Raw genomic sequence first — 26,525 nt, forward strand, 5'->3', positions numbered from 1 at the left:
GCCGGTGGCGGTAACCGCGTTGACGAATACGCAAAATGGCAGAATGAAAGAGATAAACAAAGCCGACACTCATATTTTCAGCGTCGGCAGCCGCTCACGAGCGACGAGGAATCAAATCGATGCCTTCAGCCAGCCGGCAACATCCTCGGTGGTGATATTGTTTTTCGCATTAAACGTTTCGCTCATTGGCCACCACGTGCCGACTCCTCGCGCAAATGCGGCACGGTAGCGAAGCATCCGATCGTCGGGGTCAGCACCAAGCGCATCAAGCAGCGCGGGGAGGGTTAAGACGTGCTTCCTGAAGGATTGCTGCGTCACCTGTTCTACCGTCGAGGCGAGCTTAGCCCAGGAGAGGGTTTCACCGGCAACAAACACCACTTCATTCCTGATACGCGGCTGATGCAAATAGATGGCGGTCGTCAGGCGGCCAATATCGGCGGGTGAGGTGACCGTGACCCGGGTATCCCAGCTCCCGAGGGCGTTAACTGTTTTTTCTGCGAGATTAACCACGTTAAACGCCGGTTCAAACAGAAAGCTGGTAAACATGCCGGTTGAAACAATGACCCATTCCGTTGCCTTTTGCCCGCGCAGCAGACTTCTGACATCGTACTGCTCATCCCACACCGGCTGGCCGCTTCCTTTACCGACAACGTCATAGTTAACGCCGAACTGCCAGGGGAAGTAGCGCGTCACCTTCGCGTCGAGAACGGCCTGCGCGATCTTCAGCTGCGTGCCTGCGCCGGCGACAAAGCCCATGCAGTTTATGACGGTGTCATACCCGAGGAATATTTCCCGCAGCGACGCCGTCGTAGCAACGGCCATATCCAGCGAAATGAATTTAGCGCCCGCCGCCGCATGCTTTTGATGACTCTCATAGCGAAGGCGGCCTTGTGCATCCCGTGACTCAGGGGAAACGATGACCGTCACCGATCCCATACGCTGCGCCACGCCAGGCACCAGCGCGCTGAGCAGGGCATCGCCCAGTTGTCCCGCTCCCAGCACCAATACTTTCTCTGGAGAAGTGAGTTTACGATCTTGCATGTTGATACCTCAGCCTGTAAAGCAGCGAATTTACTGCACTGAGGGCAAGTTTACTGGCATGAAGGTCATTCGATAAGTCTACGAATACAGGTTAGACTGTGAGTAAAAATGGAATAGTTGCACGTCAGGGCGAGGGTGGAATGATGGATAAGCTGGATGCAATGCAGGTCTACGTCCACGTGGTGGATACGCACAGTTTCGCCAGGGCAGCGGAGGTGCTGGGCCTGCCGCGATCGACCGTTTCTCGCGTCATCAAGGAGATGGAAACCTATCTGGGACTTCAGCTTTTACAGCGAACCACGCGAAAGCTGAGCGTCACGGCCGACGGACGCCGATACTACGAAGAGTGCAAAAGGATCCTCGCCGATATCGCTACCGTGGAGTCGTCCTTTCCGGGTAGATCGGGCCAGCCGAGAGGGCGCTTTAAAGTGGGGATGCCTCACTCCCTGGCAAGGCACAGCTTTATCCCCAGGGTACATGAATTTTTAGACCGCTACCCTGAGCTGGAGATGATCCTTTGCTCGAGCGATAACGTTGAGGACCTGGTTCAGGAAGGGTATGACTGTGCGATCAGAGCAGGAAGGGTCGAAGACTCTACGACCCTGGTTGCCCGCCCGCTCGCCAGGTTTACATGGGCGGTGATGGCCTCGCCGAACTATATCGCGGCGCACGGGAAGCCTGAATCTCTGGACTGTCTGGAGAACCACCGGGCGGTGGGATTCCTTAATCACCGAACCGGGCGCACCACGGAGTGGCTATTTACGCTGGAGGGCGAAGAGAGGGCGGTTCGCCTGCGGGAAACCCTGGTCGTCGATGATACTGATGCCTATATACAGGCCGGTCTTGCGGGAGCTGGATTAATTAGAGTGGCCAGCTATCTGGCGGCTCCCTATTTAAAAACTGGAGCCCTGGTCTCCTGCCTGAATATGTGCTCTTTCGATTTACCCCTGTTTTTGGTCTACCCACAGAACCGCTACCTCCCCCCCGCGGTGCGCGCGTTCTATGAATGGAGCAAAACGGTTCTTAATACCCCGGACAATCGTTGATATTGCCCGGGTAGCGCCGAAAGAGGATTAGCCTTTCCAGGGCGACTGGCGAATGATGCGGCAGAAATCAAACGGCGCAAAGCCGGGGTCTTTGTCCTTCAGGACATCCGCCTTCACGTTGCCAAACGTCGTTTCGGGGCGGTGCTTGATGCCATCGTAGAAGGCCTGGATAATCTCCTCCTTGAAGTTGTCAAGGCGCGGATACTGGTTAACGACGGCTGCTCTCTCCTTATCTTCGAAGGTATCGTAGCCGATGCCCAAAACATCCATCCCCACGCCGGCGGTAACAAGCTCAATTTCCGGGGCCATAAATTCCGGGATGCCGGGCGTCGTGTGCAGGGCAATAGCGGTCCACACTTTATCAATATCCTGCTGCTTCATCCCATAGCCTTGCATAAACTCGCGGGCCGCATTCGCGCCGTCCACCTCAAAGCGTTTATCACAGCTGCAGTGCTCATGCGTTAAACCGATGTCGTGGAACATGCATCCCACGTATAAAAGTTCATGATCGACCAGGCGCAGGGAAGATCCGTCGGTGATGATTGGGCATATATGCCTCTCGGATGAGCAGGACAACAATCGCGGGTTCTGGCTGGTGCCGGAGTGGCAACGCCAGGGCTATATGACCGAAGCCTGCCGTATCGTGACGGATTTCTGGTTTAACACTCTTAACCGGGAGGCCCTGCGAGCGCCGAAGGCCAGCGGAAATGACGCCTCCAAAAAAATATCGCTGAATGACGGGATGCGCCTGATTCAAACCGGTAAGAAACAGTATATAGAGGGGGGGCTGGACTCCGAATTATGGGAAATCACCAGAGAGGAATGGAACCGTCAGAGCCGAGGCTGACCTGCCTCAGCCGTGAACGAATGCACGTGCGCAGCAGGCCGGTCTGTTCGTCACATATCTAAAACGAGGGCTTTTATCTTTTCTGCCTTTTCAAAATGATCCAGCTTCATCTCCATGATCCACCAGTGCGCAACCTCCATCAGCAGCTCAGGGTCATCATTTTTATTGGCAAAAAAGGCGTAGAATGAAAGCCCCACTTGACTGCCCTTAGCCGCGATTTTTGCCTCACAGGTGGTGATGATTTTTTCCTTCATTGCTGCCCGCACGTGCTCTCCTGTTTATTCGCAAGATCTCAGACTGTTTCAAATAATATTCGCGGCCGCGGCCGGCGATGAAGGTCATGCAGAAGCAGGGGAAATGCTTTTCTCCTGCACGCCCTGAGAGGACCCAAACGCGCCTTGCTGCGTCAAATTCCGCTATTTTATGCGCTTACACCTACATGAACCCGGTCACAAAAAATGCATAAAGTTTTTAGCCTGCAGGGAGCACGGCGCTACAGGTTCATTTTGTTAATGGCCAGTTACAGCTTGTCGCGACTAAATGTTAAACCTGATTCATGCGACAAACGCATCAGTCCATGAGTTTATTGCGCTTATTTACTTTATTTTACTGAGCCAGTCTGCTGCAACAGGCGCGGTGAAAGCGTCAATAACAAACTGGAGATTAAGATGTATTCCTCTCACGCAAGCATGACGGCCTGGGGCAGAGCCAGCGCGATACTGCGCGTAACCTCTGGCAATTTTCTGGAGCAATTTGATTTTTTCCTGTTCGGATTTTATGCCACCTACATCGCGCATACCTTCTTTCCTGCCAGCAGCGAATTTGCCTCGCTGATGATGACTTTCGCGGTCTTTGGCGCGGGCTTTTTGATGCGTCCTGTCGGCGCCATCGTACTGGGCGCCTATATTGATAAAGTTGGCCGACGTAAAGGGCTGATCGTGACGCTGTCCATCATGGCCTCGGGCACCTTCCTGATTGTCCTCATCCCCTCCTATCAAACGATTGGACTCTGGGCGCCGCTGCTGGTGCTGGCGGGTCGTTTATTACAGGGTTTTTCAGCAGGCGCAGAGCTGGGCGGCGTGTCGGTTTATCTGGCTGAAATAGCCACCCCAGGGCGCAAAGGCTTCTTCACCAGCTGGCAATCCGGCAGCCAGCAGGTGGCCATTATGGTGGCGGCAGCCATGGGCTTTGCGCTTAATGCCGTCATGGAAGAAAGCGCCATACGTGAATGGGGATGGCGTTTGCCTTTCCTGTTCGGCTGCCTGATTGTGCCTTTCATCTTTTTCCTGCGCCGCAGGCTGGAAGAGACCGAGGAGTTCACCAGCCGCCGTCATCATCTGGCAATGCGCGAGGTGTTTAAAACCCTGTTGGCTAACTGGCAGGTGGTTATCGCCGGCATGCTGATGGTCGCCATGACCACCACCGCATTTTATTTGATTACCGTATATGCGCCGACCTTCGGTAAGAAGGTACTGATGCTCAGCGCTTCTGACAGCCTGCTGGTAACGTTGCTGGTTGCGATTTCTAACTTCCTGTGGCTGCCGGTAGGCGGCGCGCTGTCCGACCGTTTTGGCCGCAAGCCGGTCCTGATTAGCATGGCCTTGCTGGCCCTGGTCTCCACGTATCCTGCGCTTAGCCTGCTGGCGAATGCCCCCAGCTTTTCCATGATGCTGGCGGTGCTGCTGTGGCTCTCCTTCCTCTACGGCCTTTACAATGGCGCGATGATCCCGGCGTTGACCGAGATTATGCCTGTGGAGGTGCGGGTTGCCGGTTTCTCGCTGGCTTACAGCCTGGCAACCGCTGTTTTTGGCGGATTTACGCCGGTTATTTCTACCGCGTTGATTGAGTTCACCGGCGATAAGGCCTCTCCCGGCTACTGGATGAGCTTTGCCGCCGTATGCGCCTTGCTGGCGACGCTTTATCTCTATCGCCGCAGCGCGCTTTCGCTGCAAGCAGCAGGTTAACCAGAGGGCAGGTAATGAAAAAAATGAATCCCTTACTCCCTGTCGCGCTGGCGCTTGCTGTCGTCAGCCCCCAGGTGCTGGCAAAAGACGTCACCGTCATGATCTCAGGCGGCTTCAAAGCCGCGCTGGAGAAACTGGCCCCACAATTTGAAGCAGCCAGCGGCGATAGCATCATTTTGGTGTCTGGCCCCTCAATGGGTAAAACACCTCAGGCCATTCCCGCGCGGCTGGCGCGCGGCGAACGCGCCGATGTGGTGATCATGGTGGGCGAGGCGCTGGATAATCTGCAAAAAGAGAACTGGCTACAGCGTGGTTCGCGCGTGGAGCTCGCCGACTCGTCGATTGGCATGGTGGTCAAGCAAGGCGCTCCTCAACCCAGGTTTAAAACGACGGCGGAACTGCGCGATACGCTCCTGCATGCTAAATCCATTGCGTATTCTGATAGCGCCAGCGGCCGCTATGTCAGCAGCCAGCTTTTCAAAAAACTGGGTATCGAAGAGCAGGTAAAAGAGAAGGCGCACATGATTGAGCGCATTCCTGTGGCATCCGAGGTGGCAAAAGGAACCTATACGCTCGGGTTCCAGCAGGTCAGTGAGCTGATTCCCGTCCCGGGCGTGACCTTTATTGGCGAGCTGCCGGAAAACCTGCAGTACATTACGCGCTTTGCCGGCGCGGTAACCGCCAATGCCGATCATCGCCGGGAGGGTAAAGCGCTGCTGGATTTCCTCTCTTCCGCCGAGGTGCAAAGCGTCATTCGAACCACCGGTATGAGAAGCGTGAAGGCAGAGAAGCCGCTTAAACCGCGCGATAGAGTTCAGTAAGCAGTTTTTCCAGCTCGGCGGCGACGTAGGACTGCATACGTCCGCGGCGCCTGATCAGTCCCACCGTGCGCATCACCTGCGGCTCCGTCAGCGGCAGGTGGGTGAGCACCGAATGCTCTATCGTCGGCAACGACATCGCGGGAACGGCGGCAATGCCGATTCCCGCTTCAACCATACCCAGCATGGTCGTCACGTGGCGGGTTTCACAAATGCTGGGACGCTGTGGAATGATGTGTTCCAGCATCTTGTCGAGCAGATTGCGGTTGCCGGAAGTCTTATCGAGCCCGACATAATCCTGCTGATAAAACTCGTGCCAGGTCAGGCTTTTTTTACCGGCGAGAGGGTGCTCTCGCCGGCAGGCGGCCACGTAGGGGTCCCTCACCAGCGGTAAAAATTCGATATTGGGCTGCATGCTCATCTCAAAAGAGATGCCGAAGTCGGCCTGGCCGCTGGCAACCGCTTCAATGACGTTTCCTGCGCTGCTATCAATAAGCTTGACGCGTACCCGTGGATAGCGGGTCTGGAAGCGGCGAATAATGTCAGGCATGAAATAGTAGGCCGCCGAGGGCACCGTAGCGACGGTGACCAGCCCCACGCGGTCCTGGCTGACCTTGTCGATATCCGCTAATACCAGCTCAACGTTTGCCAGCAGCTGATCCGAACGCTCGGCAAAGGTTTGCCCATAAAGCGTCAGGGTGACCCGGCGGGTCGTTCTGTCGAATAATTTAATGCCCAGCGCGGATTCCAGCTTCTCTATTCTGCGGCTCAATGCCGATTGTGACAGGCAGATGGACTCAGCGGCACGCCGAAAGTTACCGTATTCAACCAGCGCCCGGAAGGCGTAAAGATCGTTGAGATCAAAATTAACGGGCATAGCGGCGGACAATCCTTTTAGAGGTGATAAGAGCTTAAGGGAAAGATGATAGTCACATATTGGATAACGGCAACATAATACCCGCGCCGGCTGTCGCCGCGGCGCGTAGACTCAGGTCATGACAGGGTTGAATAGAGATTTTTGCATCGAAATGCATTGTTATGCATTTATTTGTGAGTTTACGATCTAAACATTGCAAAATAATGCAAGTCATGCCAGGCTGTTTGCATCGAGGAGTCAACTATGTTCATTGAAGATCGTTTAAACAAAATTAAAAAAATCATTCAGGAGAACAAAAGTGTCTCGATAGAAACACTTGTCTCGCGAATGGGGGTGTCTAAAGACACCATCAGGCGCGACCTGATCAGGCTCGAACAGGACAATGTCATCAAGCGGACTCATGGCGGGGCGGTGATCAACAGCCGTGACGCCCTGATTTTTGATTACAGCCAGCGCTCGGGAACCCTTAGCCCGGTTAAAGAAAAGATTGCTAAAAAAGCAGCAGAGTTAATCCACGACAACGCCAGCGTCATCTTTGATGCGTCGACCACGGTTGAAGCCGTTATCCCTAAACTTGCTGATAAACACATACTGGCAATCACTAACTCTTTAACCAATGCCAACCGGCTGGCTAAAAACGCAACAACCGATGTGAAGATTTTGCCAGGGAAACTGCACAAAGAGCAGCTCTTTTTGTTCGGCAGTGAAACCATTCAGAAATTAGCCGAATATCACGTTGACTATGTTTTGCTGGGGATTTTCGCCATTTCTGACAAAGGCGTTTTCATTCATACCGAAGAAGAAGGCCTGGTGAAGAGGCAGATGGTCATGCAGGGAACCAGGGTCATCGCCCTGGCAGATAACAGCAAAATTAATACCACAGGCTTTTTCAAGGTGTGTGACCTGTCTCTGATTGATTGTCTGATTACCGATATACGTCCTGACGACAGTTTTATTCAGGCGTTACAGGAAAGCGACGTCGAACTGATTCTGACTGCTACTTGATTGCGAGGTAAATTATGTACTCTAAAGATATCCAGCTGCAAACTACCGAACCCCCACGTAAATTCACTGATGTCCCGCCTGTATTTTTAAGCGATGCAACAATGGTTGAACGAAAAAATAAAGTACTGGCGAGAATGAATGAGGAAGGTTTCGATGCGCTCGTTATCTATGCGGATAAAGAGCACGGGGGTAACTTTGAGTACCTGACAGGGTTTGTTCCTCGGTTTGAGGAAGGCCTGCTGATCCTCGACAAATCAGGTAGCGCAACGGTTATTCTGGGAAATGAGAACCTGAAAATGGCTAACTATTGCCGTATCCCGGTTACCCTGAAGCATTGTCCATATTTCTCTCTGCCTAACCAGCCAATGGATAATGAAAAGTCGCTCGAAGCGCTGTTCATTGAGTCAGGCTTGAACTCCCGGTCTAAAGTTGGTCTGGTCGGCTGGAAAATGTTCACCTCTACTCTGGGCGATAATAAGGCCTATTTCGACCTGCCTTACTTTATCGTTGAGGCTGTTAAAAACAGCACCGCTCCCAACGTGGTCCTTGAAAATGCCGCCCATCTGTTTATTCGCGGTGATAAAGGCGCCCGAAGCACAAATAATGAAAACGAAATTGCCCACTATGAGTACGGCGCAAATCTGGCTTCCAACGCTATTCTGGATGCCATGAACGCGGTAGAGCCGGGTATTCGTGAAACCGAACTCGGCGCGCTGTTGGCCGCAGAAGGGCAGTATCAGACCGTTGTGACCATTGCAGCAGCCGGTCAACGTTTTGCAAAAGCGAACTTCTACCCGACATATAAAAAAGTGGAACGCGGCAATTCTCTCTCACTGACCACCGGTTTTAAGGGCGGGCTATCCAGCCGCACCGGCTTTGTGATAGCAGACGAGAGCGGGCTCCCTGAAAATCAGAAAGATTATCTGGATCGTGTGGCAAAACCATATTTTGTGGCAGTCGTCAGCTGGCTGGAAAACATCAAAACAGGGATGACTGGCGGCGAATTGTACGATCTGGTTGAGTCAGTTCTGCCGAAAGCGCAATACGGCTGGCACCTCAATCCGGGTCACCTCAGCGCTGATGAGGAGTGGATGTCCTCTCCCGTCTACCGTCATTCAGAGGAAACGCTGAAGAGTGGGATGATTATGCAGATCGATATTATTCCCTCTATAGCGGGCTATACCGGCGTCAGCGCAGAAGAGAGCGTGGCGTTAGCCGATGCCGCGCTGCAGAAAAAAATCCAGGCGTCTTATCCTGAACTGTGGGCACGTATCGCCGCTCGCCGCGAGTATATCCGTAAGGTACTTCATATTAATATTGCGGATGATGTGATCCCGCTGGCGAATACGGTGGCGTATCTGCGGCCGTTCTTGCTGGCGAAAGATAAGGCTTTTGCCGTTCAATAACCTCTCCCCCCCAAACAGGGAGGCGTGTTTTTGTGACGGAAGTCATATAATAACGTCCGGTTATTGTGATGTTGTTTGCATTAAATGGATTTTGCACTATTGAATCAGCCCGTTATATCTCTGCGGTTTTTTTTCGTCCCGTTTGCCCAGAACGACGACACCGGTCGATCGGCAGGCTGCCGCGCTTTGCGTCAGAGGCGGTCTCGCCGTGCTGCCGGTGAGACAGAGGTTGAGGCTGAGGGCTGCTTTGAGAGATCAACGGACATTGTTAACAGCCTTCTGTGTGAATTATCAGGGAGCAGGTCACATCTACTTTAACAGTTCCTGATTGAAGGCAAAAAAAACCCGCCAGCGGCGGGGATTTCTTTTTAACAGGTTGCTGAGTGCGACTATGCAGCATGACTCACTTTTGCATTGGCCTGCTTCACAGCAGCCATGTAAGTTGTGTGCAGTGTACCCATTACCGGTGACGTCGTAGCCACCCCATTTTTAATCGGGGCAAGATCAAACCAGTCACTATCGTAGGGAAGCTCAATGCGAACTGCCATATCGAACTTCGTATCATGAGCCAGTCCAGATACAGCGAAACCGGCATCTGTCGTTTTGAGCAAAAACTCAGTCGGATAGATTTTATCGGTCTTCTGGCTCGTCCCATAGACAACCATCACTTCGTGGTCTGCATCCGACACCGCGATCACTAATCCGGGGCGGAGCTTTGGCCCAGGTACATCAGGGAATCCTGGCAGGTGTGGAAAGCGACACCATACAAAATCACCTGGCTCAGGCAGTTGTGGAAAAGGTTTAGTGGTAGTTGCCATCTTCTCTCCTTATAAAAGAGTTTTATTAAATCGCTCCTCCGATTTACCGCTTGCAGTTGAGGCTTCACGAATAGCCTGGATTTGAGCAGTGGTGAGTGGACCATCATCTTTCTCGTAATGCGGCAGATAGGCATCAGCCAGTTTACGAAGAGCCAAGTGGGCCAACTCGGTTTTAGTCATCCCTGTTACCGTCATCAGCGCTTCCAGCGTGATTCCGCTGATGGCGTTCGGCGTATCTTTCTCGCGTAAGCGAAGAACGAAATCGCCGGTTTTTTTAACGATGTGGACTGTCATATTGTTTACCTCGGTTGTTACAGTGATTTACCTCTCTTATTGAAGACGGACTTATCTATGCCCTGATTTGGCCATTAGATTGTTTTTCATATGTTTTCTCCGGTTTATTTGTGTCGTTTCTCAACGTTCTTCGAAATGAAGCAGAATTAATATATCAATATGATATCAATACTTCAAGTGAAAAAGATATCAATTTGATATTTATTGTATAACTTTATGAAACGTTTGAATTTATACCAAGGGTGTCAAATTACGAAGGGAAGTTAAAATTTAGGGGATTCTATTGTAGTGGAAATATCCCGGGCGGGACCTTGACGCAAGGTGCGACCGCGCGAAATGGGATTGCACCTTACTTCACGGCAGGCGTCGTTGGGTTTACTGCCGGGATGCAAGGAGCGCAGCCATGTTGTGTCCGCTCCCGGCACACGGCGGACCTCCTGCGGCAAATATGACGCCTGCCAGGAGGCTCCTTTATCTTTTTATTTGTCGGTTATTGTCCTTCTAAAATGGGCGGCGCCGCTTCAGCATTACCTCAGCCGTGCCGGGCTTTTCAGCATCCCAATCAGTGCCATACTGCAGACCATGACCACCGCTGCCAGTAACGCCATTGTCTGAAGGCCAACTCTCGTCGACACCAGGCCTCCGACAAGCGCGCCCGTGCCGATCGCGCCATTGAAAATAGCGACGTAGACGGCTGATGCGGGCTGCGCCGTATTACCCGCGCTACGCAGCAGCCAGGTTTGTAAGCCAACGAACACGATGGCCATTCCTGCTCCCCAGATTGCAAGCAGCGTACCGGTGAACCCGACCGGAAGCGATGATCCGCTCTTTATGCCCAGCATACCCAGCGCGCCTGCGCTTAGCAGCAGTGACGTCATAATCAGTATCTTGATATGTCGATCGATAAGTTTACCGGCAATGATATTCCCCAGCAGGCCGGCGAGTCCTGAAATAAGCAGCAGAGCTGAAATGGTTGCCGTCGGTATCCCATGGGTCTGAGTCAGCAAGGGCTCAAGATATGTGAAGGCGGCAAAGTGGGCGGAAATAATGCAGGCCGTGGCGCCGAAGAGTGAAAGCAGCAGCGGGTTTTTAAAAATCCCGACGTAAATCCTCAGCCTCAGCGGCTGCGGTGACGCCAGCGCCGGAAGCGTCCAGAGCAACGCCACGGCGGTAGCCAATGAGAGCAGGGCTATCGCGGTAAATGCCAGCCGCCATCCGGCCACGTTGGCAATAAAACTGGCTAGGGGAACACCCAGTACGCTGGCTGCTGAAACGCCGGAAAAAATAACTGCGGTAGCCAGCCCCAGCCTGTCGGCCGGAACCAGCTGTATCGCCACGGTGCCAATTAATGCCCAGAAAGCGCCGTGCGCCACCGCTCCTGTCATCCGTGCCGTCACAAACGTCTGCACGCTGTGTGACTGCGTCGCCGCCAGGCAGGAGAGTGCCAGAATCAGCATGAGCGCAATCAGCAGCGCCTTGCGGGAAAAGCGGGTGGGGATCGCACCGGCCAGCAAAGCGGCAAGCGCGGCCACCCAGCCGTAGGCGGTAACGGCAAGACCCGCTCCCGCTTCGGTCTGGTGCAAATCTTTTGCCAGTGCGCTGAGCATGCCAACGGGCGCCAGTTCGCTGGTCACAATCGTGAATGCGCTGATCCCTAGTGCGGTTACCGCGAGCCAGGCGCGCGTGGGTACCGGGTTTACCTGTAAAACGCTGTCGTTCATTTAATGTATATCCCTGGAAAAATTGGAGAAAAAGAATCGGTTTAGCCGATGCGATCGAATTTTTGCGTCGTTCCTCGTTGCCATCTCGTGGCGTGGCGTGCAGTATCATCCTGAGATAAGTGATAAAACAGCCCTGAAAATGGAGAGCCGTTTTCCATAAATGGAAAAAGATGAAAGCAGATTTTAACTGGGACGATACGCGTGTTTTTCTGGCTGTTGCCCGCGCGGGTACGTTAAGCGGCGCGGCAGAAACCATGGATATGGGCATTGCCACCCTGTCAAGAAGGCTGGACCGGCTTGAAAAGTCGCTGGCTGTCCCCCTTTTCAGTCGACATCAGAGCGGCTACCGGTTAACGGATGATGGCGAGGCTCTGCTGGAACACGCCGAGGCGCTGGAATATGCAGGACTGGCATTTGGCGAGGTGGCGAGGCAGCAGGGGCGCGTCGCCGGTCATGTCCGGCTGGCTACCTCGGATAATCTGGCCGCGCATTTTATATTGCCTTCATTCAACGCGTTGATGGAAAAACATCCCGACCTGCGGGTGGAAGTGCTCAGCGGCGTGCAATCCGTCAATCTGCATCGACGGGACGCCGACTTAGCAATCAGGATGGTCAAGCCCGATAGCGGAAACCTGACGCTGAAGCGTCTCGGAAGCGTGGGGTTTGGCTTATACGGCGCTGCCGGCTATCTAAAAACGTGCGCACAAGGGCCCGCTGACGCGGCGTTCAGTCAGGCGCAGTATATCGGGTGGCCGGAATCTCATCAGCATCTGCCCGCTGCGCGCTGGGTCACGCGGGCGCTTCGCGGCAGGCCGTGCCGGATGGAAGCGAACACGCTGGTGGCCCAGCTGGCGGCGGTGTCAGCCGGCATAGGCCTTGGCGTGTTGCCGCACTTTATGGCGAGGGAAAACGGCCTGCAGTGCGTGAATGCGCAGATCGGCGTCGATCAAACCCTGTGGCTGGTGATGCATTCCGACTTAGCCAACTCGCGGCGAGTGAGAGTGGTCGCCGATCATTTAATTTCCCTGTTTGATGAAATAAAAGATCGGCTGACGCTGCCATAACCCTGAAACCAGCGCCCGGAGCTAACGAGTAGATGATGTCCGCTTCTGCCTTGGGGCGGACAGGAGTAGGGGGCTGAAGGCCTGCTATCCGCGAGGAGCGGAGGTTTGATTTGCAAAACCCCAGGATCGTTGTCGCTGATGGTGAAGAGGATCGGACTAACCGGCGTGTTAGCGCTTCTCATGGGGGGATGATAAGGTATGGAAGTTGAATTACTATTGTGAATTTAATATTACTATAGTAAATTTAAGTGGACTTATTTTGTATGTTAATGCACAACGCAATGACCACTTTAAGGTAGAAAAATGTTAAAAATCAGAACGTCACGGCCATCCGAAGCGCCAGACATCATCCGGATTTGGAAAAATTCTGTCGATGCTACGCACGATTTTCTGACCGCCCACGACCGACAAGAGATCGAAAAAGAAGTTGTCAGCTTTTTTTCACAAACACCCGTATTGGTAGCAACAAATCAGGAAGACCAACCGCTAGGATTCATGTTTTTGCATGAGGGCCATCTGGAGGCACTTTTTGTCGATGCTTCTGCTCGCGGACTTGGCGTCGGAAAACGGTTGATCTCACATGCGCTGGCTCTGCATCCTGATTTAAGCGTCGATGTAAATGAACAAAATCAGCAAGCGGTAGGGTTTTATCTGCATATGGGCTTTCAGCCTTCAGGGCGTTCCGAGCGGGACAATCAGGGAAGGCCCTATCCTCTATTACACCTACGTAAGGCTAATGCGATGTAACCCGGTTAGCAGGGGTAATATCATTGATTTTTTTGGCTAAAAGCGACGATGTAGGAACAGCTCTGCTCGCTATCAGGATTGCTCATTTGGTACTCGCTTGCAAAGGTAAGGGCCAGACAGTCACCGGCTTGTAAATGATGGGGCTGATGATTGACCCGAAAATCAAGTCTTCCGCTCAGCATCCAAAGCGTTTGCCCGGAAAGATGCTCATTCGCAGAAGCGGGTATCGTCAGTTGACCCGAAGCGGGAATTTCAACTTTTATCAGCTCCGGGCATGCCCCCGCTGGGGACAGCGACCAGCGGGTAATGCCGGATTGTTCATCTGTCCAATGCTGCTGCCGATCAGCGAAACGAACCAGTGAGTTCTGATGTTGCTCAAGCTCCGCAAAAAGTTTTGATAGCGTTATATTCATGGCATTGGCTAAGCGACTAAGAATAGTTGCGCTGGGGCTGGAGGCGCCTCGTTCAACTTTGCTGATCATGGCCTGACTGACGCCCGATCGTTGGGCAAGCTCCGTTACCGTCAAGCTGCGAGCCTTTCTGTGTTTAAGCAATAAACGCGCGATGTCGCTATCTACTATCTGATTTTTAGATGTTTTATCCATTTTTACCCTCACTTTTGCCAGTCTGATTATGCCATTACCTAAACTGGGTTGAAATAAATGATTTTGTCAGTCTAAAAATTCAGGCTTTCTAAGATGGCTTATCGCCTGTATAGATATTGATCCCCCAGCCGGGAAAATCTTCCGCGATCGGGTTGACTGGCGGGCGAGGATAGTGAGCCGTCGGTGCGGCCTTTGGCTACCCAGGCCAGCGCCAGCGCGCCGGAATCGCCGCGGCGCACGCTGGCACCAGGATTAAGAATCGCAGCCATGACGCCCAGCGAGTTGCGCTGGCTGTGCCGGGAAAACCAGCCAGCCCCACGCAAGCCCGCTGCGCGTCGGTAATGGCGCTACATTGTTTTTAATATGTCGTTCTGGCTAGCTCGATGAAAAGTAACAGCCCAGCTGTAATTATTATGATAAGGGCAAGGCGACGACAAGGCATCCATTGCTTATATTCTCTGGCGTCGGCTTCACGAATCAGTTTTTCTACGTCTGTTTCCTCTTTTTCGTTTTTTTCTCTTTCCAGTATGTGGCGATAATGTTTCCTCATACCATAAACAGTGAACTGGAACCAGATAAGCATGGCGGGATAGACAACAACGACCGTTCTTACTATATCTCGCGGAAATGAGTTTGGCCCCGGCAGGAAATAATCATAAGCCCTAAAGAAAAATACAATATAAAGAAATGCTATGCCAGCTCCGACCCAATATTCGCTGTGGGTAGAGATGGCGCTGTATGCATCTTTGAAATTTTTCCTTCTTAAGTTTCGCGGAAGTTCCGCTAGCTCCGGGATGCTTTTTTTTGTCCAGTAAATCTTCATCTGAATGTCCTGGCTATCATTGATGTTAGTTTGTGAAAATCGCTTTTGTTCTTTCTGATAAGTAAGCGTACAAGATAAACAAAGTAAAAATAACAATATCAATCAACAGGTTGTTAATATATCCGGCGGCGATGATATCGACTCCAATATCTACCACGTAAATGCCATACAGATAGCTTGCGGCAGAAATTAATATATAAATGGAGTAAATGTAGAGGAGGAGTTTTTTGGTTATTATTTTTCTTTTAAAGAAAGCATAAAGGAAAAAAACACATAAAACAGAGAGGATAAGAAGAGCAACAAAAGAAATTATGAAGTATCCCTTTACCTGAGAGTCATCATCCAGTGACGCGTATATAGTAAAATACGTATGCATGAGATCTATTCTTGTTACTAATATGTAGCAAACCGATAACATTATAACAAGCAGGATCGGGCCAAACCTGGGCTCTTTTGGTGTTTTTACAGCTGTATTTTTTTCTTGCATAAAGCATCCTTGTTATTTCAGTGTTCCTGCTAACTCGTTTTTTTTATTTCATTTTGTAGGTGAAGACAGGTCGTAAAAATCAGGCCTGGTTAATGAACTCTTCGCCCAGAACCCGGCCAGGCGCAGCGTCTGTCAGATTACTTAATGGAATGAAGGACCGGTGCATCGACCTGCATTAACCCCATAACCCGCAGCATATTTTCCTGGCATGAAATACCCTCTGGCCTGTTTTCGATGCCGGTGATTAAACTCAGTATCATGGCCTGATTATCCCTGAGCTGCTGCTGCAGGAGTCGGATCTCATCAACCTTTGATTCAAGAGAAGCCACTAAGCCTTCATGGTTCCAGGTTCCTTTTCCCTGAGGTAATACCTGCCGGATTTGCTCAAGCGTGAAGCCAAATATCTGTGCCCGGTCAATGAGCATGAGTATCAGTGCGGTCTCAGGCGGATAATGGCGATAGCCATTATTCTGGCGGGGAGGGGCACCGATCAGGCCTTCCGCCTCGTAATAGCGGATGCGGGAAGGCGTAAGCCCCGTCGTTTTTGCCAGATCGCCTATCTTCATTTCATCTCCGGAGAGTCTCTTGACATTAAAGTTAACTTTAAACTTATACTTCAAAAAAAGCCAATCCCGGGACATCCGTCCACAACTGTAGAAGAGGAAATGAAATGCAAACGATTCTGGGCGCAAGCGGACAGATTGCCCGGGAACTGGCCCGCGAGTTAACGCATTCCTTCAACGCTGAACTGAGGCTTGTTAGCCGCAATCCGCATAAGGTCACTCACGGTGATACCCTTATGTCAGCTGATTTACTTGACGACAGTCAGACGCTGGAAGCGGTAAAAGGAAGCCGGATTGTGTATTTCGCGGCAGGCTTGCCGCCGGATTCCTCTCTCTGGGAGCAGCAGTTTCCGGTAATGCTGCAGAATGCGCTGAATGCTGCCCGGCAGGCAGGGGCTCATTTTGTCTATTTTGACAATACCTATATGTACCCTCAGGACAGCAGGCTGCAGACGGAAGACTCACCGTTCCAGCCAGCGGGGCGAAAAGGGCGTGTCCGGGCTATGATGGCGAACATGGTGCTGGAGGAGATGCAGCGGGGTGATATTCCCGTACTCATTGGCCGCTCCCCTGAATTTTATGGGCCCGGGAAAACCCAGAGTTTTACCAATGCCCTGGTTTTAGACAGACTTAAAGCTGGGAAAAAACCACTCGTCCCATTGCGTGATGACACATTACGCACGCTCATCTGGACCCCCGATGCCAGTCGGGCCTTAGCGCTGCTGGGTAACACGCCAGATGCCTACGGTCAGACATGGCATCTGCCCTGTTGTGAAGAACGACTGACCTATGCGCAGTTTGTTTCTCTGGCGTGCAGTGTCTTTGGAAAAGAACCGTCATGGTCAGTTCTCGGGAAATTCGCCTTATACATTGCGGGGATGTTTTCTAAAGGGCCACGTGAACTGCGGGAACTCCTGCCGCGCTATGAAGCGGATAATCTTTTTGACTCTTCAAAATTTAAGATGCATTTTCCGGACTTTCGCATAACAACTTACCGCCAGGGGCTGGAAAGTATATTCGCTGAAGGGAAAGCCGCATCCGCGTTAAAGAAAGACAGTTAACCGTTATGGCGGGTTGTGAATCGCCATGCGGCTACTCGCTCGCGACAGAGATAAAAAATCCACGCCAGGCGTGGATTTTAGAGGAAGTGGAAGAGCAGGGGGTTAGCGTTCACGCCTTGCCATCAGCAGCGCCAGGTCGACGAGGCGATTAGAGAATCCCCATTCATTGTCGTACCACGCCAGGATTTTGACCATATTGCCGCCAATCACCAGCGTTGACAGACCGTCGATAATGGAAGAGCGCGGGTCACCCTGGTAGTCGCTTGAGACGAGGGGTTCATCGCTGTAGCCGAGGACCCCTTTCAGCGGTCCCGCCGCGGCGGCTTCACGAAACGCATTATTGACCTCTTCTGCCGTCACGTCCCGCTCAAGCGTTACGGTCAGGTCGACAATGGAGACCACCGGCACCGGTACGCGCAGCGAGTAGCCGGTTAAGCGGCCATCCAGCTCGGGAATGACTTTGCCAAGCGCCTTCGCGGCACCGCTGGAGTAAGGCACAATCGACAGTGCCGCAGCGCGGGCACCGCGAAGGTCTTTTTCCGGCTGGTCGTGCAGGGCCTGGCTGTTGGTGTAGGCGTGGGTGGTATTCATCAGGCCATGCTTGATACCGAAATGCTGGTGCAGAACCTGCGCGGCAGGCGCCAGACCGTTGGTGGTGCAGCTGCCGTTGCTGACCACGTAGTGCTTATCCGGGGAGTAGAGGCCGTCGTTAACGCCCATCACGATGGTTAAATCATCGTTTTTACCGGGGGCGGAGATAATCACCCGCTTTGCGCCGCCGCTATGGATATGCACCGCCGCCTTGTCGCGATCGGTGAAGAAGCCGGTGGCTTCAATGACGATATCAGCCTCGCTCTGACGCCACGGGATATTGGCCGGGTCGCGTTCGCTGAACACGGTGATGGGTTTACCGTCAACCACCAGCTGCCCCTCGCCGGCGGTGACCTCGGCGTCGAGCTTGCCGAGCAGCGAGTCGTATTTCAGCAGATGCGCCAGCGTTTTACTGTCCGTCAGATCGTTGATTGCCACAATCTGAATATCCGGATTACCCAGCGCGGCGCGCAGTACGTTGCGTCCAATACGGCCAAAACCGTTAATACCGACCTTTACCATGATCAACTCCTTATCTGTTGTCTCTGAAGGTAATGTAGGCCGGTCACCAGTTGGCGTAAATGACAAAAAAGGATCACTTTACGCCATTTTACGGCAGTGAAAGCGCTGGCGATATTCACCCGGCGTCAGGTGAAGCTGTTTTTCAAATAGCCGTCGCAGGTTAATGCTGCTGCCAAATCCGCATTGTTCGGCGATACGATCCAGCGTCTCGTTGGTCTGCTCCAGACGCTGCCGGGCAGCGGCCAGGCGGGCCTCGGCGACGTAGCGCGCCGGCGAGGCGCCGGTTTCCCGGGTAAACACGCGGGTGAAGTTACGCGGGCTCATGGCGACTCTTGCCGCCAGCTTTTCCACGCTGAGGTCGGCGGTGAGGTTCTCGAGAAGCCAGGCCAGCAGATCGTTAACCGGGCCCAGGGTGCTGGTCTGCTGAAGGTTGTAGCGGCTAAACTGCAGCTGGCCTCCGGGACGGCGCAGGTACATGACGAAGTCCTGGGCGATGTCGCGGGCGAGGCTGAAGCCGTAGTCCTCTTCCACCAGCGCCAGGGTAAGGTCAAAGCCGGAACTGACCCCGCCTGATGTCCAGATGTGTTCGTCCTGAACGTACAGCGGACCGCCTTCGACGCGCACCTGAGGGAATTCTGCCTGCAGGGTTTCCAGTAGCTTCCAGTGGGTGGTGGCTCGTCTGTCGTCCAGCAGCCCGCTTTGCGCCAGCAGCATCGCCCCGCCGCAAATGGAGGCGATGCGGCGGGCATGAGGTGCGGCAAGGCGCAGCCAGTCGACTACCGCAATCCCTTCCTGCGGGTTTTGACCTCTGCCGGTGATAATGATGGTATCGAGAGGCTCGCGAGGGTCTATCTCATGCAGGCGATGATCCGCCAGTAGATTTAAACCCGACTGACCATGGATAACCTGATGCGGTTGGGTTGTCGCCAGCTGAACCTGGTAACAGGCGTCCGTAGCGCCTTGCGGATGCAGGCGGTTGGCCTGCATCAGAATGTCGGCAATACCGGCGGATTCAAACAGCATGCCGCCATCGGGGACAATAATGAGTATCTTCTTCATGTCCTGAAAAGTAATCCTTTTACAGAATAAGTCAACAGAACGTATTGAACTGATACCGCCCGGTAGTACATTAGCTTCTATCAATATTGAAGCCGTTATCGGCATAAGCACGGCGGGAATGGGCATAAGTTACGTACCTGATTTTGTCGTTCGCGATGCGCTGGAGAAGGGGGACTTGAGAGAAGTTTTACCGGGTTCGTGCGTCAGGCAGGGACACTTTTGTGCACTATGGGCCGCCAGACGCCACCTCTCTTCGAGAATACGCTGCTTTGTCGATTTCCTCGCCGAAAACTGGATGAAGTAATCCCGTTTTCAACCGCTCTGCGCGTATCGTTAAGCCAATTTCGCAGGCTGGCATGACGGGCAGCGTTGAGCCAGGAGCAGGCATTATCGATCGAAGGAAAGAACCACCGGCCTTTCATTCATTCCCGGAGCTGGAATCCATTGAAATTTCAAGTGCAGCAAGGATTGCGGCTTCCATTTTCTCTGGGGTGGTGAACGGAGCAAAACGCCTGAGCGGTTTACCGTCGCGTCCAATCAGGAACTTAGTGAAGTTCCACTTGATCCGTCCCCCCAGCACGCCCGGCAATTGGTCTTTCAGGTAACGAAACACCGGATGCGTTGCGGCGCCGTTGACCTCCACTTTCTCAAACATTGGGAAGCTCACGCCGTAGTTAATGTGACAGGTCTGCGCTATTTCGTCAGCGCCGCCGGGCTCCTGCTTACCGAACTGGTTGCAGGGGAAACCAAGCACCACCAGACCCCGAGCGGCGTACTTCTTGTAGAGCGCTTCAAGGCCAGCGTATTGTGGCGTAAAGCCGCAATGGCTGGCGGTATTAACCACCAGAATCAGCTTGCCAGCATAGTCGGCCATAGAGATGCGCTGGCCGCGCAGGCTGGTGGCAGTCAGTTGATAAAAGGGGGTCATGGCGAAATTCCTCATAGCCGCACCCATTCGACGTCGACGCTGCCACGCGGCGCATGGCTGCAGGGGCGCGGGTCGCGGTGAACAGAGCCTGATTAAAACGCTATTATACGAACAATATATGCTTCTGGCATCAGGCAGCCAAACGCGAAGACCTGGGGCGGTTTTGAGCGTGAAGCGGAGGTTGTGCGTTAAGGCGAGTTTCATTATGCCAGCTGGACTCTCTGCGGCTATTCCACGCTGCTTTATATTTCGAAGGATATATTGCTCAGCTGCTGATGCATGAAATCAATTAGCGCTCTTGTTTTAGCGGGCAAATAGCGGCGATCTGAATAAATTGCGAACAACTGCAGTGGGGCTACCGATTGTTCAAACTTAATCTCGATTAACCGACCATCGTTAATATAGGGCTGGCAGGCTTGTTTAGAGAGAATGGCAAAACCGACACCTGAGACCGCGGCTCTTCCTGCCATCTCTCCGCTGTTTACCCGATAATGACCTCTGACCTTAATTGTTTCGAATCCCCCTTTTTTATTGACGAACTGCCAGGGCGCGCCTTTCAGCGCACTTACCGTTGTAATACAGGGTAATTCTTCAAATTGCTGTATACGAGAAGGGGTACCATACCGCTGAATGAGGCTGGGGGCTGCAACGATGGTGCAGGGGATCGTCAGCAGATGACGGGCTATGTAGTCACAGTCATCCATCTGACCGCGACTGACAATGACCGCTAAATCCAGATCCTCGCGCAGGGATTCGAAACCTGACAAATTGGTGACGCAGCTGATCTCCAGTTCCGGGTACTGACAGGCGAAATCGGCAACAACAGAACCCAGCAGCGCAGGCCCTATTTCATTGGGAATGCAGATACGTAATGGGCCCTTGAGCTGCATTTGCCGCAACGTTAATTCTGTCTCAGTTTGCTCAAGCGCCTCCAGTAATGGCTTCGCTCGGGTATAGAGTAGGTGCCCCGCCTGGGTGAGTTTCATATGCCGGGTGCTGCGCTCAATAAGCTGAAGATTCAGTTTGTCTTCTAACTGAGAAATACAACGACTCACGCTTGAGGTCGGCATTTCAAGGGCTTTCGATGCCCCCACAAAACTTTCTCTTTCAACCACGGTAATGAACACTTTCAGGGTATTAAAATCAAGAACCGGGCGCATCAACTATCCCACATATGATAATAATGAGTGCCATTTTTACCATCTAATGAACATTTTTGATAGGGGTTAAACTTGGATCTCTTTCATCCACAGGTTGCTTGCTATGCCACTGGTCACACCAACGTTTAATCATAAAGCCCTCATGCGGGTAGCCGCTGTAATGGCTTTTATCCAGTTCGCTAATGCGCTGGAATATATGATGTTCAACCCTATTTTTGCTTTTATGGCAGCCGATTTTGCCGTTCCCGTCTCCTTCTCAGGGTATGTATCCGGTATATACACAGCGGGTGCCGTCCTTTCAGGAATTATCGCCTTTTACCGGATTGGTCGTTTCAATAAAAAACGTTTTTTAATCGCCAATATGGCGCTGTTAGGCCTGCTGACATTTTTGACTACCTTCACCGCCAGTTTTAGTCTTCTGCTGACGCTACGATTCTGTGCAGGATTAATTGGAGGTACGACAACGGGCGTGGGTATAAGTATATTGATAAACAACGCCCCGACGCATTTGCGCGGAAAGATGCTGGCGACGGTCATTGCGTCATTTTCGATGGTAAGCATTGTAGGCTTGCCCACGATATTATTTTTGTGTACGTATTATGGCTGGCATGTCGCTTTGTGGTTAATAAGTACGCTTTGTTTGTTGGCATTGCCGCTGATTGTATTGATCATCCCCCTGGACCCCGTCTCTTTTGACACGCTCCCCGCGCAGCCGCTCGATGCGGATACTTTACTGTTTGCCTCCAGTAATGCGCTTGTACAGTTTAGTCCCATGCTGGTTATTCCGGTTCTGGTACCCTTAATGAGCCAGCAGCTAGGCGCTTCGCCAGACCAGTTGCCCTGGTTGTTCTTCGCCGGGGGGGTGACAGGTTATCTGTCTACAAAAATTACCGGCGTGCTAACTTCCCGTTTTTCCGCTTTGACGCTGGCTAGCGGGTCAACCATCGTCTTTATACTGAGTTTGCTAATAGCCATTCTCGGCTATCAGCATGCGGTGTTATTTATAACGTTATTTCTCGGTGCATCCTACAGTCGCCTGGTTTCATCTTCGGCGGTGGCGATTCAGTTTCCTGATGACAGGCAGCGCGCTGGATTCTCTTCATTACAGACATCAATAATGTATCTGATTACAACCGTTGCATTTTTCCTGTCCGCTTTTCTATTACCTGAGCATGGCATGGCGCCACAAAATATGAACACGCTGCTGGCGGTATCTGCAATTTCCGCAGCAGGGTTGTCAATTATCGTTATCATTCTGCAAAAGAAACTGACTAAACGGACTCTCCGGCCTGACCTCCTTTGAACGGCTCAAATGTTTATGTCTATCCGCGCCGCAGTCTGGCTGTGAAACGCTCTCCGGGCTTAAACAAAGAAATGAATGTTTTCTTGAGTTTATGTAAATGCAATTTACGTAAATAAATAAAAGATTAAAAAGGAAGCATCTTATTTAATTGTGCATGCTGAATATTTGTAAGAGAAACTTTGGTTTGAACAATAAATTTGAATGCCAATAAAAATTCACATTAAGGTTAACTTAATGATTGATTTATTAATTAAATGAAGTCATTTTGTGTTTTTTGTTACATGAAAGAGTCTGGGCAAATGCGTCTGATAAACTCACAATCAGCTTATGGTTTTATATCCATAACCCTGCACTGGCTAACGGCTGCTGTGGTGTATGGGATGTTCGCGCTCGGGCTGTGGATGGTGACGTTAGGATATTATGATACCTGGTACCATAAAGCTCCGGATATCCATAAAGGGATCGGTATCCTTTTGATGACGGGGCTAATCATCCGGGTATTATGGCGGTTTATATCCTCTGCGCCTCAGCCGTTAAAAAGCTATTCAAAGATAACTCGCATAGGTGCCGGTTTCGTTCACGCGTTACTTTATCTGGCACTTTTCACTATTGTTATTAGCGGTTACCTCATATCAACAGCCGATGGCAAACCGATAATCGTCTTTGGCTGGTTTTCTGTACCCGCAATCGTATCGGACGCCGCGATACAGGCTGACACTGCGGGCGTAATACACCTGTGGGTTGCATGGGGCGTCGTTGTGGTATCCATTCTTCATGGCCTCATGGCAATTAAACACCATTTTATTGATAAAGACGCAACGCTGCTCAGAATGTTGGGTAAAACGTCAATACACTCTGGAGTAAAAAAATGAAAAAACACCTGCTGGGACTTTCGCTATTTACCGCTCTGTTCGTTTCAGGTTCTGCTTTAGCGGCGGATTATAAAATTGATAAAGAGGGCCAACATGCATTTGTAAACTTCAAAATAAAACATCTTGGCTATAGCTGGCTGTATGGAACATTTAAAGATTTTGATGGCACCTTCACCTATGACGAAAGTAACCCATCGGCGGATAAGGTTAACGTTAAAATTGCTACCGGCAGTCTGGACACCAATCATGCTGAACGTGACAAGCATCTGAGAGGGGCTGATTTCCTCAATACGGGCAAGTTCCCTGAGGCGACGTTTGTATCGACGGCGGTCAAAAAGAGCGGTGAGAAGCTGGAGATTACGGGTGATTTGACGCTGAATGGCGTGACACGGCCAGTTGTTCTGGATGCGAAGCTCATTGGTCAGGGCGATGACCCGTGGGGTGGCAAGCGTGCCGGATTTGAGGCCACAGGCAGCATCCACCTCAAAGACTTCAATATTAAAAGCGATCTGGGCCCGGCCTCACAGGACGTCGAGCTTATTATCTCCGTAGAAGGCGTCCAGCAATAATTGAATAAATCCCGGATATAACAAATCCGGTATAGCTAAAATGCGCAGGGAAGACGCTAGTCCGGTACTATCGACGCCACCCTGGTTCAGCGCGGTATGCGGCGCAGCGCAATAAAGCAGAACGCCCCTTGATGCATCAGCAGCAAGGGGCGTTTAAGGGTGGGGATTATCGTCGTTCATCAGTCATCCCATTTGTGGCTTAGATACGCGGCAAGAAAACCAAAGAACAGAATGGTTCCCAGAACTGCCATAAATACATGCATATTTCCCAGCATGATTAACCTCCATCGAGTTTTTATTTGCGCTAAGGTTGTCCTTATTGAACAGGGTGTACGGTTGTTGAAGCTATAGTAGTCCGCGCAACTTCAACCGGATGTTAACAAAAGGTATTATTTAAGATCTCAATAATGACGCCCGCGGCGCAAGCGGGCGGGCGAAGAGGGGGATCAGAGGGCGCGTTCAAGTACGAAAAGATAGGCTTCCCGTGACCAGAAAAGGCCGGTGCGGCGCCTTTCCACGGACATCGTTTTCACTTCCCAGCCCTGCATGGTGTATTCATTCAGGAAACGGCTCATCTTATCGGGGTCAGCTTTAGCCTCGCCGAAAAACATACTTCCCAGTATCCCTTCCTTATAAAGCACCACGCGACACTCTTTTTTCATTGGAACCAGCTCCTTGCGTTAGATAAACAAATTCAAGCTATTGTGCTCTACCGCTACGGTTTTACAACCGCGGGGGCAGAAAACTTCTTGCGATACTGTAACGGGCTGAGGGCAAACTGCTGGCGAAAATGATGGCGCAGGGCGCCGGCATTGGCAAAGCCGCAAAGCTCGGCGATCTTCTCCACGCTGAGCCGGGTGTCGCTGAGGTGCTGCGTGGCGCGCAGCAAACGCTCATCCAGCAGCCAGCGCGCCGGGGTTTTGCCGGTTGCCGCCTCAAAGCGGCGTAAAAAGGTCCGCGGGCTCATGCCGACGCGCTGCGCCAGCGAAGCGACGCTGTGGCTGACCGCCAGCTGCTGATGCAGAAAATCGAACAGCAGCCCCAGACGCTGGCTTTCCCGCGCCTTCGCCACCGGGCGGACAACCTGCTGGGCCTGGGCGCCGTCGCGGTGCGGGGAGATAACCAGCCTGCGGGCAACCGTATTCGCCGCATCAATGCCGTAGTCTTCGCGCACCAGATGCAGACATAAATCAATCCCGGCGGCGCTGCCTGCCGATGTCATCACGTTCTCGTCGCCGACGTACAGCACGTCGTCGATCACCTCTATCTGCGGGTAGCGCTGGCGCAGCTGGTCGGTATAGCGCCAGTGGGTGGTTGCCCGGCGCCCGTCGAGCAGACCGGCGGCGGCAAGCACGAACACGCCGGAGCAAATCGAGATGATGCGACAGCCGCGGGCGCGGGCGGCAACCAGCGCCGCGCAGAGCGCTGCGGGAACCGGGGCATCAATTCCGCGCCAGCCGGGTACTACAATGGTCTCCGCGCTGCTGAGCAGATCCATGCCGCCATCGGCCATCAGCCGTATACCGCCGGTCGCGCGGAGCTCGCCGCTGTCGACGGCCGCTACCGCAAACTGATACCAGCCGGCGCCCATTTCCGGGCGCGGCAGGCCGAAGATCTCGACCACCACGCCAAATTCAAAGGTACAGAGGCCGTCGTAGGCCAGCGCAACCACCCGATTAGGTGACAACGTCACGGTGGAGGTTGGCATGATTTCAGCGTTTTCTGTCATGGTTGCCAGCGGATAAGAGAGTGAAGATGTCATTAAATAAGTGGTATCACAGACAAGGAGAATACGCCATGAGTGTTGTTACCGAATTTACCCCTGCCGCACCCGCCGAAGCCGCCGCCTGGTTCGGCAAAAAACTGGGTCTTGAAACAGATTGTGCTGACGTCCACCGGGCGATGAGCGAAGGAGAGGCCGATTTTGTCCTGCTGCACGTCGTCGGCAGTACGGAAACTTTTGCCCACCGCCACCTTCCCGGGGCGCTGCATATTCCGCATCGGCACATTGATGCCGGCAGAATGTGCGAATGGCCGATGGAGACGCTGTTCGTGGTTTACTGCGCCGGTCCGCACTGCAACGGCGCGGACGTCGCGGCGCTGCGGCTGGCGCTGCTGGGTAGACCGGTGAAGATGATGATCGGCGGCCTGACCGGCTGGCAGGATGAAGGGCTACCTTTCGCCGACTAAGCCGGGTGGTGGTCAGCCTCTGGAGAGTAAGCTGACCGCTGGATGAAAATATTTCATCAGCCATGAAATTTTCTCGTTTGCCGATCGGCATGCTGCGTGCCAGTATTTGGGCATATAGCCATCCAGAAGTCTATAAATTCAAAT

At 52.5% G+C, this 26,525-nt stretch carries 29 protein-coding genes and 3 pseudogenes; 14 read left to right on the forward strand and 18 right to left on the reverse strand.

Annotated elements, in window-relative coordinates; genetic code table 11:
* Window positions 1-111: 111 nt before the first annotated feature.
* Entirely contained in the window at window positions 112-1,041 is a 930-nt protein-coding gene (locus tag GVK32_RS09980; RefSeq protein WP_159868917.1) for an aromatic alcohol reductase, read from the reverse strand.
* A 143-nt stretch (window positions 1,042-1,184) separates the two neighbouring features.
* Here GVK32_RS09980 and GVK32_RS09985 point away from each other — a divergent pair, with 143 nt between their 5' ends.
* Entirely contained in the window at window positions 1,185-2,087 is a 903-nt protein-coding gene (locus GVK32_RS09985; protein WP_159869250.1) for a LysR family transcriptional regulator, read from the forward strand.
* A 27-nt stretch (window positions 2,088-2,114) separates the two neighbouring features.
* On the opposite strand, the pseudogene GVK32_RS09990 reads toward GVK32_RS09985, so the two are convergent.
* Window positions 2,115-2,600, reverse strand: a pseudogene (locus GVK32_RS09990) (phosphohydrolase); the annotation flags it as partial.
* Between the two features lies 1 nt (window position 2,601).
* Between GVK32_RS09990 and GVK32_RS09995 the strand changes: the two are divergent.
* Window positions 2,602-2,934 (forward strand): annotated as a pseudogene (locus GVK32_RS09995) (GNAT family N-acetyltransferase); the annotation flags it as partial.
* 50 nt (window positions 2,935-2,984) lie between these two features.
* On the opposite strand, the gene GVK32_RS10000 reads toward GVK32_RS09995, so the two are convergent.
* Window positions 2,985-3,200: a DUF6500 family protein gene (locus GVK32_RS10000; protein ID WP_159868923.1), complete on the reverse strand. Its 216-nt coding sequence runs from the start codon at window positions 3,198-3,200 to the stop codon at window positions 2,985-2,987.
* A 402-nt stretch (window positions 3,201-3,602) separates the two neighbouring features.
* Here GVK32_RS10000 and GVK32_RS10005 point away from each other — a divergent pair, with 402 nt between their 5' ends.
* Together GVK32_RS10005 and GVK32_RS10010 are read left to right on the forward strand one after the other, a co-directional pair.
* Window positions 3,603-4,898 carry an MFS transporter gene (locus GVK32_RS10005; protein WP_159868926.1) on the forward strand — a complete coding sequence of 432 codons (1,296 nt, stop codon included), beginning with the start codon at window positions 3,603-3,605 and terminating at the stop codon, window positions 4,896-4,898.
* A 14-nt stretch (window positions 4,899-4,912) separates the two neighbouring features.
* The gene (locus GVK32_RS10010; RefSeq protein WP_159868929.1) at window positions 4,913-5,719 is read left to right on the forward strand and encodes a substrate-binding domain-containing protein; all 807 of its coding nucleotides are present in this window, start codon (window positions 4,913-4,915) and stop codon (window positions 5,717-5,719) included.
* Here GVK32_RS10010 and GVK32_RS10015 read toward each other — a convergent pair.
* Window positions 5,694-6,593 (reverse strand): LysR family transcriptional regulator, encoded by a 900-nt coding sequence (locus tag GVK32_RS10015; RefSeq protein ID WP_159868932.1) that lies wholly within the window; start codon window positions 6,591-6,593, stop codon window positions 5,694-5,696. The genes GVK32_RS10010 and GVK32_RS10015 overlap by 26 nt on opposite strands.
* Before the next feature lie 243 nt (window positions 6,594-6,836).
* Between GVK32_RS10015 and GVK32_RS10020 the strand changes: the two genes are divergently transcribed.
* Both GVK32_RS10020 and GVK32_RS10025 read left to right on the forward strand, forming a co-directional pair.
* Window positions 6,837-7,598, forward strand: a complete 762-nt coding sequence (locus tag GVK32_RS10020; protein ID WP_159868935.1) for a DeoR/GlpR family DNA-binding transcription regulator — start codon at window positions 6,837-6,839, stop codon at window positions 7,596-7,598.
* A gap of 14 nt (window positions 7,599-7,612) precedes the next feature.
* A complete protein-coding gene (locus GVK32_RS10025) occupies window positions 7,613-9,004 on the forward strand; it encodes a Xaa-Pro peptidase family protein (RefSeq protein ID WP_159868938.1) in 1,392 nt (463 codons plus the stop codon).
* A gap of 389 nt (window positions 9,005-9,393) precedes the next feature.
* On the opposite strand, the gene GVK32_RS10030 is transcribed toward GVK32_RS10025, so the two are convergent.
* From GVK32_RS10030 to GVK32_RS10040, 3 genes are all read right to left on the reverse strand, one after another.
* Window positions 9,394-9,822 (reverse strand): hypothetical protein, encoded by a 429-nt coding sequence (locus GVK32_RS10030; protein WP_035887132.1) that lies wholly within the window; start codon window positions 9,820-9,822, stop codon window positions 9,394-9,396.
* 9 nt (window positions 9,823-9,831) lie between these two features.
* Entirely contained in the window at window positions 9,832-10,116 is a 285-nt protein-coding gene (locus tag GVK32_RS10035; protein WP_159868941.1) for a hypothetical protein, read from the reverse strand.
* A 527-nt stretch (window positions 10,117-10,643) separates the two neighbouring features.
* Window positions 10,644-11,837 (reverse strand): MFS transporter, encoded by a 1,194-nt coding sequence (locus tag GVK32_RS10040; RefSeq protein ID WP_159868944.1) that lies wholly within the window; start codon window positions 11,835-11,837, stop codon window positions 10,644-10,646.
* Between the two features lie 170 nt (window positions 11,838-12,007).
* Between GVK32_RS10040 and GVK32_RS10045 the strand changes: the two genes are divergently transcribed.
* Complete coding sequence (locus tag GVK32_RS10045) at window positions 12,008-12,901, forward strand: LysR family transcriptional regulator (RefSeq protein WP_159868947.1); 894 nt, start codon at window positions 12,008-12,010, stop codon at window positions 12,899-12,901.
* Between the two features lie 303 nt (window positions 12,902-13,204).
* Window positions 13,205-13,648 (forward strand): acetyltransferase, encoded by a 444-nt coding sequence (locus tag GVK32_RS10050; protein WP_159868950.1) that lies wholly within the window; start codon window positions 13,205-13,207, stop codon window positions 13,646-13,648.
* Window positions 13,649-13,668: 20 nt separating this feature from the next.
* Here the strand turns inward: GVK32_RS10050 and GVK32_RS10055 are convergent, their stop codons facing one another.
* The 4 genes from GVK32_RS10055 to GVK32_RS10070 form a co-directional block, all read right to left on the reverse strand.
* A complete protein-coding gene (locus GVK32_RS10055) occupies window positions 13,669-14,253 on the reverse strand; it encodes a helix-turn-helix domain-containing protein (RefSeq protein WP_159868953.1) in 585 nt (194 codons plus the stop codon).
* A 358-nt stretch (window positions 14,254-14,611) separates the two neighbouring features.
* Window positions 14,612-15,076: a hypothetical protein gene (locus GVK32_RS10060; protein ID WP_159868956.1), complete on the reverse strand. Its 465-nt coding sequence runs from the start codon at window positions 15,074-15,076 to the stop codon at window positions 14,612-14,614.
* A 25-nt stretch (window positions 15,077-15,101) separates the two neighbouring features.
* Window positions 15,102-15,563 carry a DUF2569 family protein gene (locus tag GVK32_RS10065; protein WP_159868959.1) on the reverse strand — a complete coding sequence of 154 codons (462 nt, stop codon included), beginning with the start codon at window positions 15,561-15,563 and terminating at the stop codon, window positions 15,102-15,104.
* Window positions 15,564-15,700: 137 nt separating this feature from the next.
* The gene (locus GVK32_RS10070; protein ID WP_159868962.1) at window positions 15,701-16,129 is read right to left on the reverse strand and encodes a MerR family transcriptional regulator; all 429 of its coding nucleotides are present in this window, start codon (window positions 16,127-16,129) and stop codon (window positions 15,701-15,703) included.
* 104 nt (window positions 16,130-16,233) lie between these two features.
* Between GVK32_RS10070 and GVK32_RS10075 the strand changes: the two genes are divergently transcribed.
* Window positions 16,234-17,187: an NAD-dependent epimerase/dehydratase family protein gene (locus GVK32_RS10075; protein WP_159868965.1), complete on the forward strand. Its 954-nt coding sequence runs from the start codon at window positions 16,234-16,236 to the stop codon at window positions 17,185-17,187.
* Between the two features lie 102 nt (window positions 17,188-17,289).
* On the opposite strand, the gene gap is transcribed toward GVK32_RS10075, so the two are convergent.
* Both gap and GVK32_RS10085 read right to left on the reverse strand, forming a co-directional pair.
* Entirely contained in the window at window positions 17,290-18,300 is a 1,011-nt protein-coding gene (gene gap / locus GVK32_RS10080; RefSeq protein ID WP_159868968.1) for a type I glyceraldehyde-3-phosphate dehydrogenase, read from the reverse strand.
* A gap of 78 nt (window positions 18,301-18,378) precedes the next feature.
* Window positions 18,379-19,359, reverse strand: a complete 981-nt coding sequence (locus GVK32_RS10085; RefSeq protein ID WP_159868971.1) for a GlxA family transcriptional regulator — start codon at window positions 19,357-19,359, stop codon at window positions 18,379-18,381.
* 58 nt (window positions 19,360-19,417) lie between these two features.
* Here GVK32_RS10085 and GVK32_RS10090 point away from each other — a divergent pair.
* A pseudogene (locus tag GVK32_RS10090) lies at window positions 19,418-19,663 on the forward strand (LysR substrate-binding domain-containing protein); the annotation flags it as partial.
* A gap of 114 nt (window positions 19,664-19,777) precedes the next feature.
* Here the strand turns inward: GVK32_RS10090 and GVK32_RS10095 are convergent.
* Complete coding sequence (locus GVK32_RS10095; RefSeq protein WP_159868974.1) at window positions 19,778-20,287, reverse strand: glutathione peroxidase; 510 nt, start codon at window positions 20,285-20,287, stop codon at window positions 19,778-19,780.
* 242 nt (window positions 20,288-20,529) lie between these two features.
* On the reverse strand, window positions 20,530-21,447 hold the full coding sequence (locus GVK32_RS10100; protein WP_159868977.1) for a LysR family transcriptional regulator: 918 nt from the start codon (window positions 21,445-21,447) through the stop codon (window positions 20,530-20,532).
* Between the two features lie 103 nt (window positions 21,448-21,550).
* Here GVK32_RS10100 and GVK32_RS10105 point away from each other — a divergent pair, with 103 nt between their 5' ends.
* The 3 genes from GVK32_RS10105 to GVK32_RS10115 all read left to right on the forward strand — a co-directional run bounded on the left by GVK32_RS10105 (window position 21,551) and on the right by GVK32_RS10115 (window position 24,191).
* Entirely contained in the window at window positions 21,551-22,750 is a 1,200-nt protein-coding gene (locus tag GVK32_RS10105; RefSeq protein WP_159868980.1) for an MFS transporter, read from the forward strand.
* 299 nt (window positions 22,751-23,049) lie between these two features.
* Window positions 23,050-23,622 (forward strand): cytochrome b, encoded by a 573-nt coding sequence (locus tag GVK32_RS10110; protein WP_159868983.1) that lies wholly within the window; start codon window positions 23,050-23,052, stop codon window positions 23,620-23,622.
* Window positions 23,619-24,191: a YceI family protein gene (locus GVK32_RS10115; protein WP_041145653.1), complete on the forward strand. Its 573-nt coding sequence runs from the start codon at window positions 23,619-23,621 to the stop codon at window positions 24,189-24,191. The genes GVK32_RS10110 and GVK32_RS10115 overlap by 4 nt, the downstream gene beginning before the upstream one ends.
* Before the next feature lie 179 nt (window positions 24,192-24,370).
* Here the strand turns inward: GVK32_RS10115 and mgtS are convergent, their stop codons facing one another.
* The 3 genes from mgtS to ftrA all read right to left on the reverse strand — a co-directional run bounded on the left by mgtS (window position 24,371) and on the right by ftrA (window position 25,920).
* Entirely contained in the window at window positions 24,371-24,466 is a 96-nt protein-coding gene (gene mgtS, locus GVK32_RS10120; protein ID WP_004102377.1) for a protein MgtS, read from the reverse strand.
* Between the two features lie 171 nt (window positions 24,467-24,637).
* Entirely contained in the window at window positions 24,638-24,853 is a 216-nt protein-coding gene (locus GVK32_RS10125; RefSeq protein WP_041145651.1) for a DUF4177 domain-containing protein, read from the reverse strand.
* Window positions 24,854-24,906: 53 nt separating this feature from the next.
* Window positions 24,907-25,920 carry a transcriptional regulator FtrA gene (gene ftrA / locus GVK32_RS10130; protein WP_159868986.1) on the reverse strand — a complete coding sequence of 338 codons (1,014 nt, stop codon included), beginning with the start codon at window positions 25,918-25,920 and terminating at the stop codon, window positions 24,907-24,909.
* 68 nt (window positions 25,921-25,988) lie between these two features.
* Between ftrA and GVK32_RS10135 the strand changes: the two genes are divergently transcribed.
* The gene (locus tag GVK32_RS10135) at window positions 25,989-26,381 is read left to right on the forward strand and encodes a rhodanese-like domain-containing protein (RefSeq protein WP_159868989.1); all 393 of its coding nucleotides are present in this window, start codon (window positions 25,989-25,991) and stop codon (window positions 26,379-26,381) included.
* Window positions 26,382-26,525 lie beyond the last annotated feature (144 nt).

The sequence above is a fragment of the Klebsiella sp. 18074 genome, from assembly GCF_902705905.1.
Taxonomy (GTDB): Bacteria; Pseudomonadota; Gammaproteobacteria; order Enterobacterales; family Enterobacteriaceae; genus Klebsiella; species Klebsiella terrigena.

Coding starts and splice junctions, on each gene's coding strand:
- GVK32_RS10015 (WP_159868932.1), bottom strand. CDS start 6,593: ATGCCCGTTAATTTTGATCTCAACGATCTTTACGCCTTCCGGGCGCTG.
- GVK32_RS09985 (WP_159869250.1), top strand. CDS start 1,185: ATGGATAAGCTGGATGCAATGCAGGTCTACGTCCACGTGGTGGATACG.
- GVK32_RS10135 (WP_159868989.1), top strand. CDS start 25,989: ATGAGTGTTGTTACCGAATTTACCCCTGCCGCACCCGCCGAAGCCGCC.
- GVK32_RS10020 (WP_159868935.1), top strand. CDS start 6,837: ATGTTCATTGAAGATCGTTTAAACAAAATTAAAAAAATCATTCAGGAG.
- mgtS (WP_004102377.1), bottom strand. CDS start 24,466: ATGCTGGGAAATATGCATGTATTTATGGCAGTTCTGGGAACCATTCTG.
- GVK32_RS10035 (WP_159868941.1), bottom strand. CDS start 10,116: ATGACAGTCCACATCGTTAAAAAAACCGGCGATTTCGTTCTTCGCTTA.
- GVK32_RS10125 (WP_041145651.1), bottom strand. CDS start 24,853: ATGAAAAAAGAGTGTCGCGTGGTGCTTTATAAGGAAGGGATACTGGGA.
- GVK32_RS10065 (WP_159868959.1), bottom strand. CDS start 15,563: ATGCAAGAAAAAAATACAGCTGTAAAAACACCAAAAGAGCCCAGGTTT.
- GVK32_RS10075 (WP_159868965.1), top strand. CDS start 16,234: ATGCAAACGATTCTGGGCGCAAGCGGACAGATTGCCCGGGAACTGGCC.
- GVK32_RS10030 (WP_035887132.1), bottom strand. CDS start 9,822: ATGGCAACTACCACTAAACCTTTTCCACAACTGCCTGAGCCAGGTGAT.
- GVK32_RS10095 (WP_159868974.1), bottom strand. CDS start 20,287: ATGACCCCCTTTTATCAACTGACTGCCACCAGCCTGCGCGGCCAGCGC.
- GVK32_RS10110 (WP_159868983.1), top strand. CDS start 23,050: ATGCGTCTGATAAACTCACAATCAGCTTATGGTTTTATATCCATAACC.
- GVK32_RS10115 (WP_041145653.1), top strand. CDS start 23,619: ATGAAAAAACACCTGCTGGGACTTTCGCTATTTACCGCTCTGTTCGTT.
- GVK32_RS10005 (WP_159868926.1), top strand. CDS start 3,603: ATGTATTCCTCTCACGCAAGCATGACGGCCTGGGGCAGAGCCAGCGCG.
- GVK32_RS10045 (WP_159868947.1), top strand. CDS start 12,008: ATGAAAGCAGATTTTAACTGGGACGATACGCGTGTTTTTCTGGCTGTT.
- GVK32_RS10100 (WP_159868977.1), bottom strand. CDS start 21,447: ATGCGCCCGGTTCTTGATTTTAATACCCTGAAAGTGTTCATTACCGTG.
- GVK32_RS10085 (WP_159868971.1), bottom strand. CDS start 19,359: ATGAAGAAGATACTCATTATTGTCCCCGATGGCGGCATGCTGTTTGAA.
- GVK32_RS10040 (WP_159868944.1), bottom strand. CDS start 11,837: ATGAACGACAGCGTTTTACAGGTAAACCCGGTACCCACGCGCGCCTGG.
- GVK32_RS10025 (WP_159868938.1), top strand. CDS start 7,613: ATGTACTCTAAAGATATCCAGCTGCAAACTACCGAACCCCCACGTAAA.
- gap (WP_159868968.1), bottom strand. CDS start 18,300: ATGGTAAAGGTCGGTATTAACGGTTTTGGCCGTATTGGACGCAACGTA.
- GVK32_RS10010 (WP_159868929.1), top strand. CDS start 4,913: ATGAAAAAAATGAATCCCTTACTCCCTGTCGCGCTGGCGCTTGCTGTC.
- GVK32_RS10060 (WP_159868956.1), bottom strand. CDS start 15,076: ATGAAGATTTACTGGACAAAAAAAAGCATCCCGGAGCTAGCGGAACTT.
- GVK32_RS10055 (WP_159868953.1), bottom strand. CDS start 14,253: ATGGATAAAACATCTAAAAATCAGATAGTAGATAGCGACATCGCGCGT.
- GVK32_RS09980 (WP_159868917.1), bottom strand. CDS start 1,041: ATGCAAGATCGTAAACTCACTTCTCCAGAGAAAGTATTGGTGCTGGGA.
- GVK32_RS10050 (WP_159868950.1), top strand. CDS start 13,205: ATGTTAAAAATCAGAACGTCACGGCCATCCGAAGCGCCAGACATCATC.
- ftrA (WP_159868986.1), bottom strand. CDS start 25,920: ATGACAGAAAACGCTGAAATCATGCCAACCTCCACCGTGACGTTGTCA.
- GVK32_RS10105 (WP_159868980.1), top strand. CDS start 21,551: ATGCCACTGGTCACACCAACGTTTAATCATAAAGCCCTCATGCGGGTA.
- GVK32_RS10070 (WP_159868962.1), bottom strand. CDS start 16,129: ATGAAGATAGGCGATCTGGCAAAAACGACGGGGCTTACGCCTTCCCGC.